13 protein-coding genes are annotated in these 14,069 nt (G+C 69.6%); 5 read left to right on the top strand and 8 right to left on the bottom strand.

What is annotated here, in order from left to right:
• Nucleotides 1-11: 11 nt before the first annotated feature.
• Entirely contained in the window at nucleotides 12-542 is a 531-nt protein-coding gene (locus DEI92_RS09710) for a hypothetical protein (RefSeq protein ID WP_111009037.1), read from the bottom strand.
• An 88-nt stretch (nucleotides 543-630) separates the two neighbouring features.
• Nucleotides 631-1,362 carry a deoxyribose-phosphate aldolase gene (gene deoC / locus DEI92_RS09705; protein ID WP_258370150.1) on the bottom strand — a complete coding sequence of 244 codons (732 nt, stop codon included), beginning with the start codon at nucleotides 1,360-1,362 and terminating at the stop codon, nucleotides 631-633.
• A gap of 25 nt (nucleotides 1,363-1,387) precedes the next feature.
• Between deoC and DEI92_RS09700 the strand changes: the two genes are divergently transcribed.
• The 4 genes from DEI92_RS09700 (at nucleotide 1,388) to DEI92_RS09685 (ending at nucleotide 5,739) form a co-directional block, all read left to right on the top strand.
• Entirely contained in the window at nucleotides 1,388-2,923 is a 1,536-nt protein-coding gene (locus DEI92_RS09700; RefSeq protein WP_111009039.1) for an SDR family oxidoreductase, read from the top strand.
• A gap of 64 nt (nucleotides 2,924-2,987) precedes the next feature.
• Nucleotides 2,988-3,692, top strand: a complete 705-nt coding sequence (locus DEI92_RS09695) for a GDSL-type esterase/lipase family protein (RefSeq protein ID WP_111009340.1) — start codon at nucleotides 2,988-2,990, stop codon at nucleotides 3,690-3,692.
• Nucleotides 3,692-4,039 (top strand): DUF6804 family protein, encoded by a 348-nt coding sequence (locus DEI92_RS09690; protein ID WP_111013328.1) that lies wholly within the window; start codon nucleotides 3,692-3,694, stop codon nucleotides 4,037-4,039. Before DEI92_RS09695 ends, DEI92_RS09690 begins: the two co-directional genes overlap by 1 nt.
• A gap of 113 nt (nucleotides 4,040-4,152) precedes the next feature.
• Nucleotides 4,153-5,739, top strand: coding sequence for a stealth conserved region 3 domain-containing protein (locus tag DEI92_RS09685; RefSeq protein WP_111013327.1), 1,587 nt, complete (start codon nucleotides 4,153-4,155; stop codon nucleotides 5,737-5,739).
• Here the strand turns inward: DEI92_RS09685 and DEI92_RS09680 are convergent.
• From DEI92_RS09680 to DEI92_RS09660, 5 genes are all read right to left on the bottom strand, one after another.
• On the bottom strand, nucleotides 5,726-6,688 hold the full coding sequence (locus DEI92_RS09680) for a phosphodiesterase (RefSeq protein WP_111009042.1): 963 nt from the start codon (nucleotides 6,686-6,688) through the stop codon (nucleotides 5,726-5,728). The genes DEI92_RS09685 and DEI92_RS09680 overlap by 14 nt on opposite strands.
• Nucleotides 6,689-6,873: 185 nt before the next feature.
• Nucleotides 6,874-8,580 carry a cytochrome bc complex cytochrome b subunit gene (locus DEI92_RS09675; protein ID WP_111013326.1) on the bottom strand — a complete coding sequence of 569 codons (1,707 nt, stop codon included), beginning with the start codon at nucleotides 8,578-8,580 and terminating at the stop codon, nucleotides 6,874-6,876.
• A complete protein-coding gene (locus tag DEI92_RS09670; RefSeq protein WP_111013325.1) occupies nucleotides 8,577-9,650 on the bottom strand; it encodes a ubiquinol-cytochrome c reductase iron-sulfur subunit in 1,074 nt (357 codons plus the stop codon). Before DEI92_RS09670 ends, DEI92_RS09675 begins: the two co-directional genes overlap by 4 nt.
• 37 nt (nucleotides 9,651-9,687) lie before the next feature.
• The gene (locus DEI92_RS09665; RefSeq protein WP_111013324.1) at nucleotides 9,688-10,515 is read right to left on the bottom strand and encodes a c-type cytochrome; all 828 of its coding nucleotides are present in this window, start codon (nucleotides 10,513-10,515) and stop codon (nucleotides 9,688-9,690) included.
• A gap of 21 nt (nucleotides 10,516-10,536) precedes the next feature.
• Entirely contained in the window at nucleotides 10,537-11,175 is a 639-nt protein-coding gene (locus tag DEI92_RS09660; RefSeq protein ID WP_111009046.1) for a heme-copper oxidase subunit III, read from the bottom strand.
• 71 nt (nucleotides 11,176-11,246) lie between these two features.
• Between DEI92_RS09660 and trpD the strand changes: the two genes are divergently transcribed.
• Nucleotides 11,247-12,299: an anthranilate phosphoribosyltransferase gene (gene trpD, locus DEI92_RS09655; RefSeq protein WP_111013323.1), complete on the top strand. Its 1,053-nt coding sequence runs from the start codon at nucleotides 11,247-11,249 to the stop codon at nucleotides 12,297-12,299.
• Between the two features lie 177 nt (nucleotides 12,300-12,476).
• Here the strand turns inward: trpD and glpK are convergent, their stop codons facing one another.
• Nucleotides 12,477-13,988: a glycerol kinase GlpK gene (gene glpK / locus DEI92_RS09650; protein ID WP_111013322.1), complete on the bottom strand. Its 1,512-nt coding sequence runs from the start codon at nucleotides 13,986-13,988 to the stop codon at nucleotides 12,477-12,479.
• Nucleotides 13,989-14,069 lie beyond the last annotated feature (81 nt).

The following is a 14,069-nucleotide window of genomic DNA, read 5'->3' as shown; positions in this document are numbered from 1 at the left end:
GCGGGGGACGGTCATCGCAGGGCCTCCTCGAGCCGGCCGACCGCCTGTCGCGAGTGTGGCGCGGACCGCGTCGCCGCCAGCGCGGTCCGGATCGCGTCCGGATGCACGAGCGCGGTCAACCGTCGCACCGCCTCGGCGTCGTCCCGCTCCCACCGCTCACCGACGCGCAGGAGGTCGACGGCCGTCCGGAGGGGGGCGGTGACACGTGCCGGACCGACGACGACGACGTCGGACCGAGTGAGCCGGGTCTCGCGCACGCGGAGCCGCGGCCGGGAGGCCCGGGCGCGCGTCCCGGGGCCGGCGCAGGCCTGCAGCACGGCGGGGGCGCGTGACCGCGCACCCCAGATCCACGCCGCCGTGAGCCGCTCGGCGACGATGCGCGAGTCGGACACGGACCACGCGAACGCACTCGCCCGCGTCAGGGCGTCGTCGGGGAGCGCGACGGACGCGAAGCAGGCGTCGACCTCGTAGAGCTCGCCGTCCAGCCGCGCGGCGCAGAGCTCCGCGAGGGCGAGGTCGTCAGGGGTGTGGATGCGGCGCACCGGACGAGTCTGGCGCGGCCGTCGGTCCGACGTCGTCGGTGCATCCCGCCCTGTGGAGGAGTCGCCCGACCGGGCGATCTGGGGCCGCTCAGTACGAGCTGGTGTCGTCCCCGAGGCCGGACGCCGCACCGGTACGAGCCCGATGGGTGTACTCGTCCATGATCCGCGCCGATGCGCTCGTGCCGATGCGGTCCGCCCCGGCGGCGACCATGGCGATGACGGCGTCGAGACCGCGCACCCCGCCGGACGCCTTCACTCCGACGTCCGGTCCGACCGTCGCCCGCATGAGCCGGATGTGGTCCTCGGTCGCGCCGCCGCCCGCGAAGCCCGTCGACGTCTTGACGAACGAGGCTCCCGCGCGGACCGCCGCGTGGCAGGCGGCGACGATCTCGTCGTCGGTCAGGAACGCGGTCTCGAGGATCACCTTGACGGGGACGTCGCCCGCGACCTCCACCACCGCGCGGACATCGGCCTCGACCGCGGCCCAGTCGCCGCTCTTCGCCGCGCCGATCTGCTGCACCATGTCGAGCTCGAAAGCGCCATCGGCGATCGCCTGACGGGCCTCCGCGGTCTTGGTGCTCGTGGTCGTCGTGCCGTGCGGGAACCCGATGACGGTGCCGACTCCCACGCCGGTACCGGTGAGGCGCTCGACGGCGTGTCGGACGTCACTGGGACGGACGCACACGCTGAGGACCCGGTGGGTCGCCGCCTCGTCGAGTTGGGTGTCGACGGCGGCGCGGTCGAGTTCGGGCTTGAGGATCGCGTGATCGATGAGACGACGGACGTCGTCGGCGGACGCGGGGAACAGTGCGGATTCCACAGCATCCGAGCGTACCGTCCCGGACATGCGTCTCCTCGTCACCGGAGCCACCGGGTACATCGGCGGCCGCCTCGTCCCGCGCCTGCTCGAGGCGGGCCACGACGTCCGTGTCCTCGCCCGGACCCCGCGCAAGCTCGACGACGTGCCGTGGCGGGATCGCGTCGAGGTGGTGCAGGGCGACCTCACCGACGCCGACGCGGTCGCTCGCGCCGTCGACGGCATGGAGGCCGTGTACTACCTCGCGCACAGCATGGGGACGCGCGGCGACTTCGAGGAGACCGAGCGCCGTGCCGCCCGCACGATGGCCTCGGCCGCACGCGCCGCCGGTGTCCGACGGTTCGTCTACCTCGGCGGGCTGCACCCGGACGGTGCGACGAGCAAGCACCTCCGCAGCCGGGCCGAGGTCGGGCAGGTCCTCCTCGACTCGGGCGTCCCCACCGTCGCCCTGCAGGCGGGGGTCGTCATCGGGTCCGGCAGCACCTCGTTCGAGATGATCCGGCACCTCACCGACGTGCTGCCATGGATGCCGGCGCCGCGGTGGGTCCGGAACCGCATCCAGCCGATCGCCGTCCGCGACGTCCTGTACTACCTCGTCCGGGCGATCGAGCTACCGGCGGACGTCAACCGGACCTTCGACATCGGCGGCCCCGACGTCCTCCGCTACGGACAGATGCTCAACGCGTACGCGGTCGAGGCGGGCCTGCCCCAGCGACCGATCTCGACCCTCCCGGTCCTGACGCCCGAACTGGCGGCCCACTGGTTCAACCTGGTGACGCCGATCCCGCGTGCCCTCGCCAAGCCGATCATCGAGTCCTTGCAGTACGAGTGCGTGCAGCGGGAACACGACATCGACGCGTTCATCCCGCATCCCGACGGCGGCCTGACCCCGTACCGGACGGCCGTCCGACTCGCGTTGCAGAAGACGCGCGAGGGCGAGGTCGAGACGAGCTGGCGCAACGCGAGCATGGACGGCGCGCCGAGCGACCCGCTGCCGAGCGACCCGGAGTGGGCCGGCCACGTCGTGGACGTCGACGATCGAACGCGCCGGACGACGGCCTCGGCTGAGGACGTCTGGCGTGTCATCGAGTCGATCGGTGGCGACAACGGCTGGTACTCGCTGCCCCTCGCCTGGGCCCTGCGCGGGTGGATGGACCGCATCGCCGGTGGCGTCGGTCTGAGCCGCGGCCGACGGAACCCGGATCGACTCGAGACCGGGGACGTCCTGGACTGGTGGCGGGTCGAGGAGCTCGACCGGGGCCGTTACCTCCGGTTGCGAGCGGAGTTCAAGGCCCCGGGCCGCGCCTGGCTGGAGCTGTCCGTGCGGCCCACCGAGGACGGCTCCGAGTACCACCAGCGGGCGATCTGGTTCCCGCAGGGACTCGCCGGACGCCTCTACTGGTGGTCGATCCTCCCGTTCCACGGGATCATCTTCCCCGGCATGGTCGAGCGCATCACGGCGCGTGCGGAACGCGGCGGCGGGCGCCAGGACCTCCCACACGAGGCGCCGCTCGGCACACCACATCGCGAGACCGCCGCGAGCGAACGCTCGGCGGCCGGATGAGGTCCCCGGGTCGCACCGGAAGCCCGCCCACGGCAGAATGGACCACGACGTCGAGGAGGCAGTCATGACCGACGAGCAGACCGGAATCGAACAAGGCGGCGCGGACGAAGCCCACGAGGCTCCCGCGGGGGAAGCAGCAGCGGACTCGTCCGCCACCCCGGCCCCACGCCAGCGGCCGTCGTCCTCGGACCACGACGGCGAACTCGTGCTGTTCGTGGGCGACAGCCTGACGGCAGGCGGCGACTGGCAGTCGTGGCTGCCGGGGGAGCGGGTGCGGAACCTCGGGGTGAACGGGGACACCACCGACGGCGTGCTCGCGCGCCTCGACGAGGTCGTCGCGGCACAGCCCGACGTCATCGTGCTGCTCATCGGTACGAACGACTTCGGCAACCACCGGGCGACCGCGGAGCACGTCGTGCGCAACGTCGAGTCCATCCTGGTGGACCTGCGCCGCGACCTGCCGGGCGTCCGGCTGCTGCTCGTGTCGATCCTGCCCCGCGCAGCGTCGTTCACACCCCGGATCGAGGAGGCGAACCGGCACCTCCGGCAGTTCGTCGCGACCTGCCGCGCACAGTTCCTCGACCTGTGGCCGGCACTCGCCGAGGGCGACCGGATCGACCCCCGGTTCACCGAGGACGACCTGCACCTCAACGAGGACGGCTACCGCGCCGTGGTGGGCGAGCTCCTCCCCGCGCTCGAGCGGCTCCGGGACCTGCCGCCGATGTCGCGTCCGATCAACCTGGCGGACCTCCGCGACCTCCAGCGCTGATGCCGTCCGGCTCCCGCCGACAGGCGGAACCGGACTTCACACGTCCCGCTCTCGCGCCCGGCCTCCTGGCCGCGGTGGGCCTCCTGGCCTGCATCGCGCTCGTCGGCTCGTCCGGCTTCGTGTTCGTGCGTGTCGGCGTGACGTTCCTGGCGCTGGTCGTCATCGTGTTCGCGTTCCGGGCGCGAGCGTGGGTCGCCGCCGCCGTCACGCTGGCGATCGCCGTGTGCTGGAACCCCGTCGTGACGGTGCCGATCCCCGGCCAGCTGTGGGCGGCCCTCCAGATCGTCGCGGCCGCGGCGTTCGTCGCGGTGGGCATCGTCGTGAAGGTGCCCGACGACCGCACCTGACGGACGGTCACGCGCGCCCTCACGCCGCCGACCGACCGCACTGACGCCGCCACCGTGGACCGATAGGATTCGGATGGCGGGCACCGTGCCCGACCGCATCGAGAAGGGCGTGGATGGCCGACGAGACCGCACCGGAGACCGAGAGTCCGCTGCTGAACCCTCATCCGTCCTCCGGCGGACTCGAACGATCCGACGTCGTGGTCCGGAAGGGCCGGCTGACGCTCCTCAACGGGCACCTCACCCCGCAGCAGTCGATGATCGAGGACCTGCTCTTCATCGACGACGCGCTCACGGCCGCCGACGTCGACCACATGCTCATCCGCGGCAACGACACCCGGCCCGTCCTCGCGCTCGACGAGCGTGACCGACAGCGCGCCGAGAGCACGCTCATGGACGCCTGCGCGAACGAGCCGTTCTACGCGAAGCCACCGGGGGAGCGCGCGGTCCTGATCGCCGACGACGGTCTCGGGCAGTCCGGGAGGGACGTGCTGCGGCTGTTCCGTCCCCGTCTGGAGCCGATCGGTCGCCTCCGCTACGGCGCGGACACCGCGGTCCAGGTCGAGTTCTGGCGCGTCACCGACACCGAGGTCCTCGCGCCCGTCGAGAACGCGATGATGCGCCGCAGTCTGCCGCTCGACGAGTTCGTCCGGACCGAGGTGGAGCGCTACGGCCGCACGTGGCAGACGATCGAGCACATGTTCGACGACCACGTCAGCGACATCACGTTCCCCATCGACATGGTCTTCTCGTGGGTCGACGGCAACGCGATCGAGTACCAGCGCGCCCGGCAAGCACAGCAGGCCGGCGCCGTCCTGGGCGAGGGCGACGACGCCCCGGCCCGCTTCCGGCAGATCGACGAGCTCAAGTACGCACTCCGGTCGGTGCACACGTTCGCGCCCTGGATCCGCACGATCTACATCGCGACCGATTCCCCCGCCCCGGCTTGGCTCGCGGATCACCCACGGGTGCGGATCGTCCGGAGCGAGGAGTTCTTCGCCGATCCGTCGGTCCTGCCGACGCACAACTCGCAGGCCGTCGAGTCACAGCTCCACCACATCCCCGGCTTGAGCGAACACTTCATCTACTCGAACGACGACATGTTCTTCGGCCGCTGGGTCGACCCGTCGATGTTCTTCTCGCCCGGCTCGATCACGAAGTTCATCCTCGCCACCACCCGGATCGGCCTGGGGACGAACAATGCCCAGCGCAGCGGCTTCGAGAACTCGGCACGGGTGAACCGGCAGCTCCTCCAGCAGCGGTTCGGCGCGATCACCACGCGGCACCTCGAACACGCCGCCACCCCGCTCCGCAAGAGCGTCATGTCCGAGATGGAGCACGAGTTCGCCGACGAGTTCGCGCGCACCGCAGCGTCACGGTTCCGCGCCGCCGACAACATCTCCGTGACCAACTCGCTGTACCACTACTACGCACTCATGACCGGGCGCGCCATCGTCCAGGAGAACGCGGTGGTGCAGTACGTCGACACGACCATGGTGTCCGGCCTCACGGCGCTCGACGAGCTGCTCCGCCGGCGCAACGTCGACTTCTTCTGCCTCAACGACGGGAGCTTCCCGGAGGTCTCCGACGACGAGCGCACCGCCCGGGTGACGGACTTCCTCGAGAAGTACTTCCCGTTCCCGGCCCCGTGGGAGCGGCCCACCGATGGGATCGCTCCCGCCGGAGCCGCTACCGCCGGCTGACGGGGGAGGCCGGCACCACCTCGTCGCGGAACACCGGGATGCTCGAGGTGACCGGCTGCGGTTCGACCGCGGCCGGGATGACCACGCCTGCCGCAGCGAGCCGTTCGGCAACCTGTACCGGCGCGACGCGCTCGCCCACGGTCGCGTAGTGCCCGATCGGAACGACCGAGTGGACCACGGTCGATCCGTACACGTGCACGAGGTTGAACGACTGCGCACCGTCGCGCCCGCGGGTGCCACCGCCCTCGGTGACCAGGTCCTGCGTGTAGCAGGTCGCGCTGGCGACCGAGACGGGGATCCCGGCGAACTGCGACGTCGTCGAGTAGTGCAAGTGGCCACCGATGATCGAGATGATGTCGGAGCCCTCCACCACCTCGGCGAGTGCCTGTTGGTCGCGCAGTTCGACGAGGACCGTCAGGTCCTGGACACTCGGCACGGGCGGGTGGTGGAGCGCGAGGATGGTGCCGTGCGGCGCCGCCACGCTGAGTTCCTCGGCGAGCCAGTCGAGCTGCGCGGAGGTCAGTTCCCCGTAGTGGTGGCCAGGGACACTCGTGTCGAGCGTGATCACCCGGAGCCCGTTGACGTCGTACACGAAGTCCACGGGCCGGTCGGTGGGCTGCAGACCGAACAGCTCACGCCGGAACGCGCCACGCTCGTCGTGGTTGCCCATCGCCCAGATGAGCTGGGCACCGAGTCGTTCCGACGCCGGTTCGAGGATGCGGCGGACCCGTGCGTACGCTCCTGGCTCACCGCGGTCCGCGACATCGCCCGTGACGACGATGGCCTCGGGGTGCGAACCCGACGCCTCGATCTCGTCGACGATCTGCTGCAACCGCGCAGCCGAGTCGACGTCTCCGTACAGCTCGCCGTCAGCGGCGATGAGGTGGGTGTCGGAGAGGTGGAGCAGGAAGTGGTTCGGCCTGGGGTGTTCGGCCGTCCGGATGTCCATGGAGCTCGCAATCAATCACTCGTCGAGGAACAGCGCGGCCAACGTTGTCACAGCCACGTACACCAGTCCAGCACCCGCGCGTGAACGTGCCCTGAACTGGGTGGGCGTGTCCGATCGTCCCCAGGTGAACGACGAACGACGAAGCGCCCGACCACCATCGTGGTCGGGCGCTCCCGTGTGTCGGTTCAGTGACCGCCGCTGCCGACCTGCGGCGCCTGGTGCGTGCCCTCGAGGTCCGGCCCGTGGTGCGCCGCATGCGCGGCGTCGAGCTCGGGCTTGGAGACGGGGGCGATGCGATCCTCGAAGAAGAACTTCGACATCCGAGCGCGGACCCGCTCGACCGGGCTGATCTTGCCGCGTGCGTTCGGACGGAGCATGAGCGGCTGGTACTCGTTGAACTGCAGCAGACGCCACCGCTCGTACTCGTCGAGCTGCTCGTGGACCTCGATGTACTCGCCGTGCGGCAGGCGCACGATGCGGCCCGACTCGTACCCGTGCAGCACGATCTCGCGGTCCTTCTTCTGCAGCGCGAGACAGACGCGCTTCGTGATCCAGAAGGCGAAGAACGGGCCGAGGACGACCATCGCCTGCACCACGTGGATGACGTGGTTCAGGGAGACCATGAAGTGCGTGGCGATGATGTCCGAGCTCGCAGCGGCCCAGAGGCTGCCGTACAGCGTCATGCCGGCGGCACCGATGGCCGTGCGGGTCGGCGCGTTCCGCGGGCGGTCGGCGATGTGGTGCTCGCGCTTGTCGCCCGTGACCCACGCCTCGAGGAACGGGTACAGCAGGATGGCGCTGATGAGCAGCACGAGCACGATGATCGGCGCGAGGATGTTCATCGAGAGCGTGTAGTTGCCCCAGATCACGAACTCCCAGTGCGGCGGGACCAGACGCAAGGCGCCGTCGGCGAAGCCGATGTACCAGTCGGGCTGGGTCCCCGCGGACACGGGTGACGGGTCGTACGGACCGTACGTCCAGATCGGGTTGATCGTGAACAGCGACGCGATCAGGGCGAGGATGCCCGCGACGATGAAGAAGAACCCGCCCGCCTTCGCGGCGAAGGCCGGGAGGATCGGGACACCGACGACGTTCTCGTTGGTGCGGCCCGGGCCCGCGTACTGCGTGTGCTTGTTGATGACGACGAGCACGAGGTGCACACCGAGCACGGCGACCAGGATCGCCGGCAGCAGCAGGATGTGCAGCGTGTACAGGCGGCCGACGATCGCGGTCCCCGGGAATTCCCCGCCGAACAGCAGGTAGGCGATCCACACGCCGATGACCGGGACACCCTCGATCATGCCGACGATGATGCGGAGGCCGTTGCCGGACAACAGGTCGTCGGGCAGCGAGTACCCCGTGAAACCCTCGGCCATGGCGAGGACCCAGAGGAGGAAGCCGAACACCCAGTTGAGCTCACGCGGCTTGCGGAACGCGCCCGTGAAGTACACCCGGAGCATGTGCAGCATGATCGAGGCCACGAACAGCAGCGCCGCCCAGTGGTGGATCTGCCGGACGAACAGACCGCCGCGGATGTCGAACGAGATGTTGAGCGTCGACTGGTACGCCGCCGACATCTCGATGCCCTTGAGCGGGACCCACGAGCCGTCGTACGAGACGTCCGCCATCGACGCCTGGAAGAAGAACGTCAGGAAGGTGCCGGACAGCAGCACGACGACGAAGCTGTAGAGCGCCACCTCGCCGAGCATGAACGACCAGTGGTCGGGGAAGATCTTGCGACCGACCTCTTTGACCAGCCCGGAGATGCTCGTGCGCTCGTCGATGTAGTTCGCGGCCGCGCCGACCAGCCGGGACGTCGGCGTCGGCGCGTTCTGCGGCGGTGTGGCCGCCGCCGGCGTGGGACCGGTGGTCCGTGTGGTGGTGGTGCTCATGAAACGCGCTCACGCTCCCAGAAGCTGGGGCCGACGGGCTCGTGGAAGTCGCTCTGTGCGACCAGGTAGCCCTCGGAGTCGACCGTGATGGGAAGTTGGGGAAGGGGCCGGCTCGCCGGGCCGAAGATGACCTCGCAGCTGTGCGCGACATCGAACGTCGACTGGTGGCACGGGCACAGCAGGTGGTGCGTCTGCTGCTCGTAGAGCGCGACGGGGCATCCGACGTGGGTGCAGATCTTCGAGTAGGCGACGATGCCGTCGTACCCCCAGTGTTCCTGGCCCTTGCGGGGATGGAGCTCCGACGGGTCCAGGCGCATGAGCAGGACGGCCGCCTTGGCCTTCTCCTCGAGCATGTCCGACTTGTCGAGCAGACCGTCGGGGATCACGTGGAAGACCGAGCCCTGGGTGACGTCGGACGCCTTGATCGGCAGGCCGGTCGGGTCCTTCGTCAGGCGTGTGCCCTGCTTCCACATCGTGTAGCTGAGGAGCTTGTTGGGGTCGGCAGCGGGCGCGAGATCGCGCACCAGCACGACACCAGGGAGCGGGAACGCCACGAGCGCACCGATGAGGCTGTTGCGGATGACCGTTCGACGGTTGAAGCCCGATTCCTTGTCGCCGAGCCGGAAGGCCTCGACGGCCTTCGCACGGGTCTCCTCGGAGCCACGGGTCGCGTGACGCTGCTCGGAGATCTCGCGGTCCACGACGAGGGTCTTGGACCAGTAGACGGCACCGAACCCGAGGGCGAGGAGCGCCAGCGTGATCGACAGACCGAGGAACAGGTTGCCGAAGCGGACCGTCGACAGGTCGCCGGCGCGGACGGGGAACGCGACGTAGGACGCGATCGCGAGGATGCTGCCGATGATCGAGACGTAGAAGAACGTCGCGACCTGACGCTCGGCCAGACGCTCCTTCTTCGGGTCGACGTCGGTCCGCCGCGGGCGGTGCGGCGGCTCACCCGGGTTCTGGAACGGCTCGGCGGGCAGGACCGCGGTACCGGCGGGGATCGAGGGCGTGTCGTGCTTCTCGACAGCGGAGGACGCGGACAGTACGTCGTCGTCGCGCTCTGTCATGGTGTTCCCTTCAGTGGTGTCGTGCGACACGGGTCGATCAGTTGGTCTTCGCGGTGAGCCAGACGGTCACCGCGACGACCGCACCGAGTCCGAAGATCCAGAGGAACAGGCCCTCTGCCACCGGGCCGATGTCACCGAGGGCGAACCCGCCCGGGGACTTCGTGTCCTGGATGTACTTCAGATAGGTGATGATGTCCGCCTTCTGCTTCGGCGTGATGTTCAGGTCGTTGAAGACCGGCATGTTCTGCGGACCGGTGAGCATGGCCTCGTAGATGTGCTTGCCCGACACCGTCTTGAGGTTCGGCGCGTACTTGCCCTCGGTCAGGGCACCGCCGGCACCCGCGACGTTGTGGCACATCGCGCAGTTCACCCGGAACAGTTCGGCGCCCTTGGCCGCGTTGGCGTTGCCGTTGGTGAGGCTCGCCTTCGGGATGGACGGGCCCGGGCCGAGCGACGACACGTAGGCGGCGATGTCCGCGACCTGCTCATCCGTGAACTGCGCGGGCTTCTCCTCGACCTGCGGGCCGTTCGACGCCGCGGGCATGCGACCCGTGCCGACCTGGAAGTCGACCGAGGCGGCGCCGACGCCGATGAGCGACGGACCGGACTTCGTGCCCTGCGCGCTGAGCCCGTGGCACGTGGCGCAGTTCGACGCGAAGAGCTTCTGCCCCTCGTTGACCCGCGACTGACTGGTGGCCGCGACCGTCGTCGACTGCGAGGAGTCCGCGTTGGCCGATGAGGTGAACAGGGCGTACGCGCCACCGGTCGTCATCAGGCCGACGACGATCAGCGACACGGTCGCCAGCGGGGAGCGGCGGCCCTTCTTGGCGCCGGTGCGGCGCTCGGACTTGCTTCGAGAGAACATGCGCGTGGGGCTATCCGATTCCTACTTGAGAAGGTAGATGACGGCGAAGAGGCCGATCCAGACGACATCGACGAAGTGCCAGTAGTACGACACGACGATCGCGGTGGTCGCTTCCTTGTGACCGAAGTTCTTCGCGGCGAAGCCGCGGCCGAGGGTCAGGAGGAACGCGAGGAGGCCGCCGGTGACGTGGAGGCCGTGGAAGCCCGTGGTCATGAAGAAGGCAGACCCGTAGGCGCTCGAGGACAGCGTGACGCCCTCGTGCCAGAGGTTCGAGTACTCGTAGACCTGGCCGCAGATGAACACCGCGCCCATGCAGTAGGTGACGAAGAACCACTCGGTCATGCCCCAGTCGCGGGGCTTCCAGCTCGTGCGGTGCACCTGGAAGCGCTCGGCGGCGAACACCGCGAACTGGCAGGCGAAGCTCGACAGGACCAGGACGATCGTGTTCGTGGCGGCGTACGGCACGTCGAGGTGCGCGGTCTCGGTCGCCCAGAGCTTCGGGGACGTGCTGCGCAGCGTGAAGTAGATCGCGAACAGGCCGGCGAAGAACATGACCTCGCTGCCCAGCCACACGATGGTCCCCACGGCGACGGGGTTCGGCCGGTTCAGGACCGCGCCCTGGGCTGGTCTGGAGAGAGGGGTGCTTGTCACGTCGTCCATTATGGCCCGAACCACGGACAGTGTTTTCGCAGGCAACTGGCGGGTCCTTCGAAATCAGTACGATCGGGGGCATGCACGACTCGTTCTCCTGGCCGTCGGTCATCGGCTCCCTCATGGCCGGCACGGACCTGTCGATCAGCGAATCGGCATGGGCCATGGAGGAGATCGTCGCCGGGCGTGCCACACCCGCCCAGATCGCGGGGTTCCTCGTCGCGCTCCGCGCGAAGGGCGAGACGGTGGACGAGGTCGTCGGGTTCCGTGACGCGATCCTCGAGAGCGCCGTCCCACTCGACGTCGACCCCATGGCGCTCGACATCGTCGGGACGGGTGGCGACGTCGTCGGGACGGTGAACGTCTCGACCATGGCGGCGATCGTCATCGCGTCCGCCGGGGTGCCCGTCGTCAAGCACGGCAACCGCGCATCGAGTTCCCGTTCGGGGTCGTCCGACGTGCTCGCGGCACTCGGCCTCGACCTCACCCTCGACGCCGCGCGTGTCGCCGAGACGTTCCGTCGTGTCGGCCTGACGTTCGCGTTCGCGAGTGCCTTCCACCCGGGGTTCGCCCACGCCGCGTCGGTCCGGCGCGAGATCGGCGTCCCCACGGTCTTCAACTTCCTCGGACCCCTCGTGAACCCGGCTCGGTGCGAGGCGAACGCCGTCGGCGTGGCGCAGCTCGACCTCGTGCCGATCATCACGGGCGTGTTCCAGACACGGGGTGCGACGGCCCTGGTGTTCCGGGGGGACGACGGTCTCGACGAGCTCACCACGACGGGCCACAGCCACATCTGGGAGGTCAGCGGCGGCTCCGTGACCGAGCACGATCTCGATCCCCGGGACCTCGGCATCCCTCGTGCCCGAACGACCGACCTCCTGGGCGGCGAGCCCGCCGAGAATGCCGCGATCGTGCGGCGCGTGCTGGCGGGGGAGACCGGGGCGGTGCGCGACATCGTGCTCCTCAACGCCGCCGCCGGCCTCGTCGCGTTCCGGCTCGCCGCCGATCCCACACAGGTGTTGCGGCCGCTGCTACAGCGGTTCCGCGAGGAACTCGTGGTCGCGGCCGACGCCGTCGACTCCGGAGCGGCGGAAGCGAAGCTCGCGGCCTGGGTGGGCGAGCATCGAGCCTGAGGCGTTCCTCACGGAGCACGGGCGTGTCGACGACGCGCGTCGTCCATCCCCGTCAGGTCCGGACCGCTCGGGGACGAGGCGGGCCGTGCGGCGGGGGAGGCCGGTCCTCCCGACCGACACGCAGACGGCCCCGGCCACGGTCGTGGTCGGGGCCGTCCGTCGGCGGGCGTCAGCGGCTCAGCGGACGTCCTCGTCGACCCAGTCGAAGGTCTTCGTGACGGCCTTCTTCCAGAGCCGGATCTGGCGCGCCCGCTCGGTCTCGTCGAGCTGGGGCTCCCACCGCTTGTCCTCCTGCCAGTTCGCCCGCAGCTCGTCGAGGTTCTGCCAGAACCCGACAGCGAGACCGGCCGCGTACGCCGCACCGAGCGCGGTGGTCTCCGCGACGACCGGCCGCACGACGGGCACGTCGAGGATGTCCGCCTGGAACTGCATGAGGGCGTCGTTCGCGACCATGCCGCCGTCGACCTTGAGCTCCGTCAGGTCGACGCCCGAGTCGGCGTTGACGGCGTCGAGGACCTCGCGCGTCTGGAACGCGGTCGCCTCGAGCGCGGCGCGGGCGATGTGGCCCTTGTTCGCGTAGCGGGTGAGCCCGACGATCGCACCACGGGCGTCCGAGCGCCAGTACGGCGCGAACAACCCGGAGAAGGCCGGGACGACGTACACGCCGCCGTTGTCCTCCACGGTCGTCGCGAGCGCCTCGACCTCCGGCGCGCTCCCGATCAGGCCGAGGTTGTCGCGGAGCCACTGGACGAGCGACCCGGTGACGGCGATGGAGCCCTCGAGCGCGTAGTGCGTCGGCTGGTCGCCGAGCTTGTACCCGACCGTGGTGAGGAGCCCGTTCTCCGACCGGACGATGTCGGTTCCCGTGTTGAAGATGAGGAAGTTGCCGGTGCCGTAGGTGTTCTTCGACTCGCCCTGGTCGAACGCCGCCTGACCGAACGTCGCGGCCTGCTGGTCGCCGAGGATGCCCGCGATCGGGACCTCGCGCAGCAGGTTCGACGGCTCGACCGTGCCGTACACCTCGGATGACGAGCAGATCTTCGGCAGCATCGACTTCGGCACGCCGAACTGCTCGAGGATGTCGTCGCGCCACTCGAGCGTCTCGAGGTCCATGAAGAGGGTCCGCGACGCGTTCGTCACGTCGGTCGCGTGGACGCCTCCATCCGTGCCGCCGGTGAGGTTCCAGAGCACCCAGGTGTCGGTCGTCCCGAAGAGCAGGTCACCCGCCTCGGCCTTCTCCCGGGCTCCCTCGACGTTCTCGAGGATCCACATGATCTTGGTGCCGGCGAAGTACGTCGCGAGTGGCAGGCCGACGATCGACTTGAAGCGGTCGGTGTCACCGTCCGCGAGGCGGTCGACGATGGACTGCGTGCGGGTGTCCTGCCAGACGATCGCGTTGTAGACCGGCTTGCCCGTGGTCTTGTCCCACACGACGGCGGTCTCACGCTGGTTGGTGATGCCCACGGCCGCGACGTCGTGCCGGGTGATGTCCGCCCGCGAGAGCGCCTGACCGATGACCTCGCGCGTGTTGTCCCAGATCTCGGTCGGGTCGTGCTCCACCCAGCCCGCGCGGGGGAAGATCTGCTCGTGTTCCTTCTGCCCGACGGACACGATGGACCCGGAGTGGTCGAAGACGATCGCTCGCGTGCTCGTGGTGCCCTGGTCGATGGCGACGATGTAGTCGGCCATTGGTGTGTGCTCCTCTGGGTTGTCGGTGCCGGCCGCTGGTGCGGCGCGACGGTTCGGTTGGGACCGGTCCGGGAGGGACGG

It is taken from the genome of Curtobacterium sp. MCBD17_034 (assembly GCF_003234515.1).
Taxonomy (GTDB): domain Bacteria; phylum Actinomycetota; class Actinomycetes; order Actinomycetales; family Microbacteriaceae; genus Curtobacterium.
Note: the sequence above shows the minus strand (reverse complement) of the source record. Positions and strands in the feature narration are given on the sequence as shown.

Coding starts and splice junctions, on each gene's coding strand:
- DEI92_RS09700 (WP_111009039.1), top strand. CDS start 1,388: ATGCGTCTCCTCGTCACCGGAGCCACCGGGTACATCGGCGGCCGCCTC.
- DEI92_RS09695 (WP_111009340.1), top strand. CDS start 2,988: ATGACCGACGAGCAGACCGGAATCGAACAAGGCGGCGCGGACGAAGCC.
- DEI92_RS09690 (WP_111013328.1), top strand. CDS start 3,692: ATGCCGTCCGGCTCCCGCCGACAGGCGGAACCGGACTTCACACGTCCC.
- DEI92_RS09685 (WP_111013327.1), top strand. CDS start 4,153: ATGGCCGACGAGACCGCACCGGAGACCGAGAGTCCGCTGCTGAACCCT.
- DEI92_RS09680 (WP_111009042.1), bottom strand. CDS start 6,688: ATGGACATCCGGACGGCCGAACACCCCAGGCCGAACCACTTCCTGCTC.
- DEI92_RS09675 (WP_111013326.1), bottom strand. CDS start 8,580: ATGAGCACCACCACCACACGGACCACCGGTCCCACGCCGGCGGCGGCC.
- DEI92_RS09670 (WP_111013325.1), bottom strand. CDS start 9,650: ATGACAGAGCGCGACGACGACGTACTGTCCGCGTCCTCCGCTGTCGAG.
- DEI92_RS09665 (WP_111013324.1), bottom strand. CDS start 10,515: ATGTTCTCTCGAAGCAAGTCCGAGCGCCGCACCGGCGCCAAGAAGGGC.
- DEI92_RS09660 (WP_111009046.1), bottom strand. CDS start 11,175: ATGGACGACGTGACAAGCACCCCTCTCTCCAGACCAGCCCAGGGCGCG.
- trpD (WP_111013323.1), top strand. CDS start 11,247: ATGCACGACTCGTTCTCCTGGCCGTCGGTCATCGGCTCCCTCATGGCC.
- glpK (WP_111013322.1), bottom strand. CDS start 13,988: ATGGCCGACTACATCGTCGCCATCGACCAGGGCACCACGAGCACGCGA.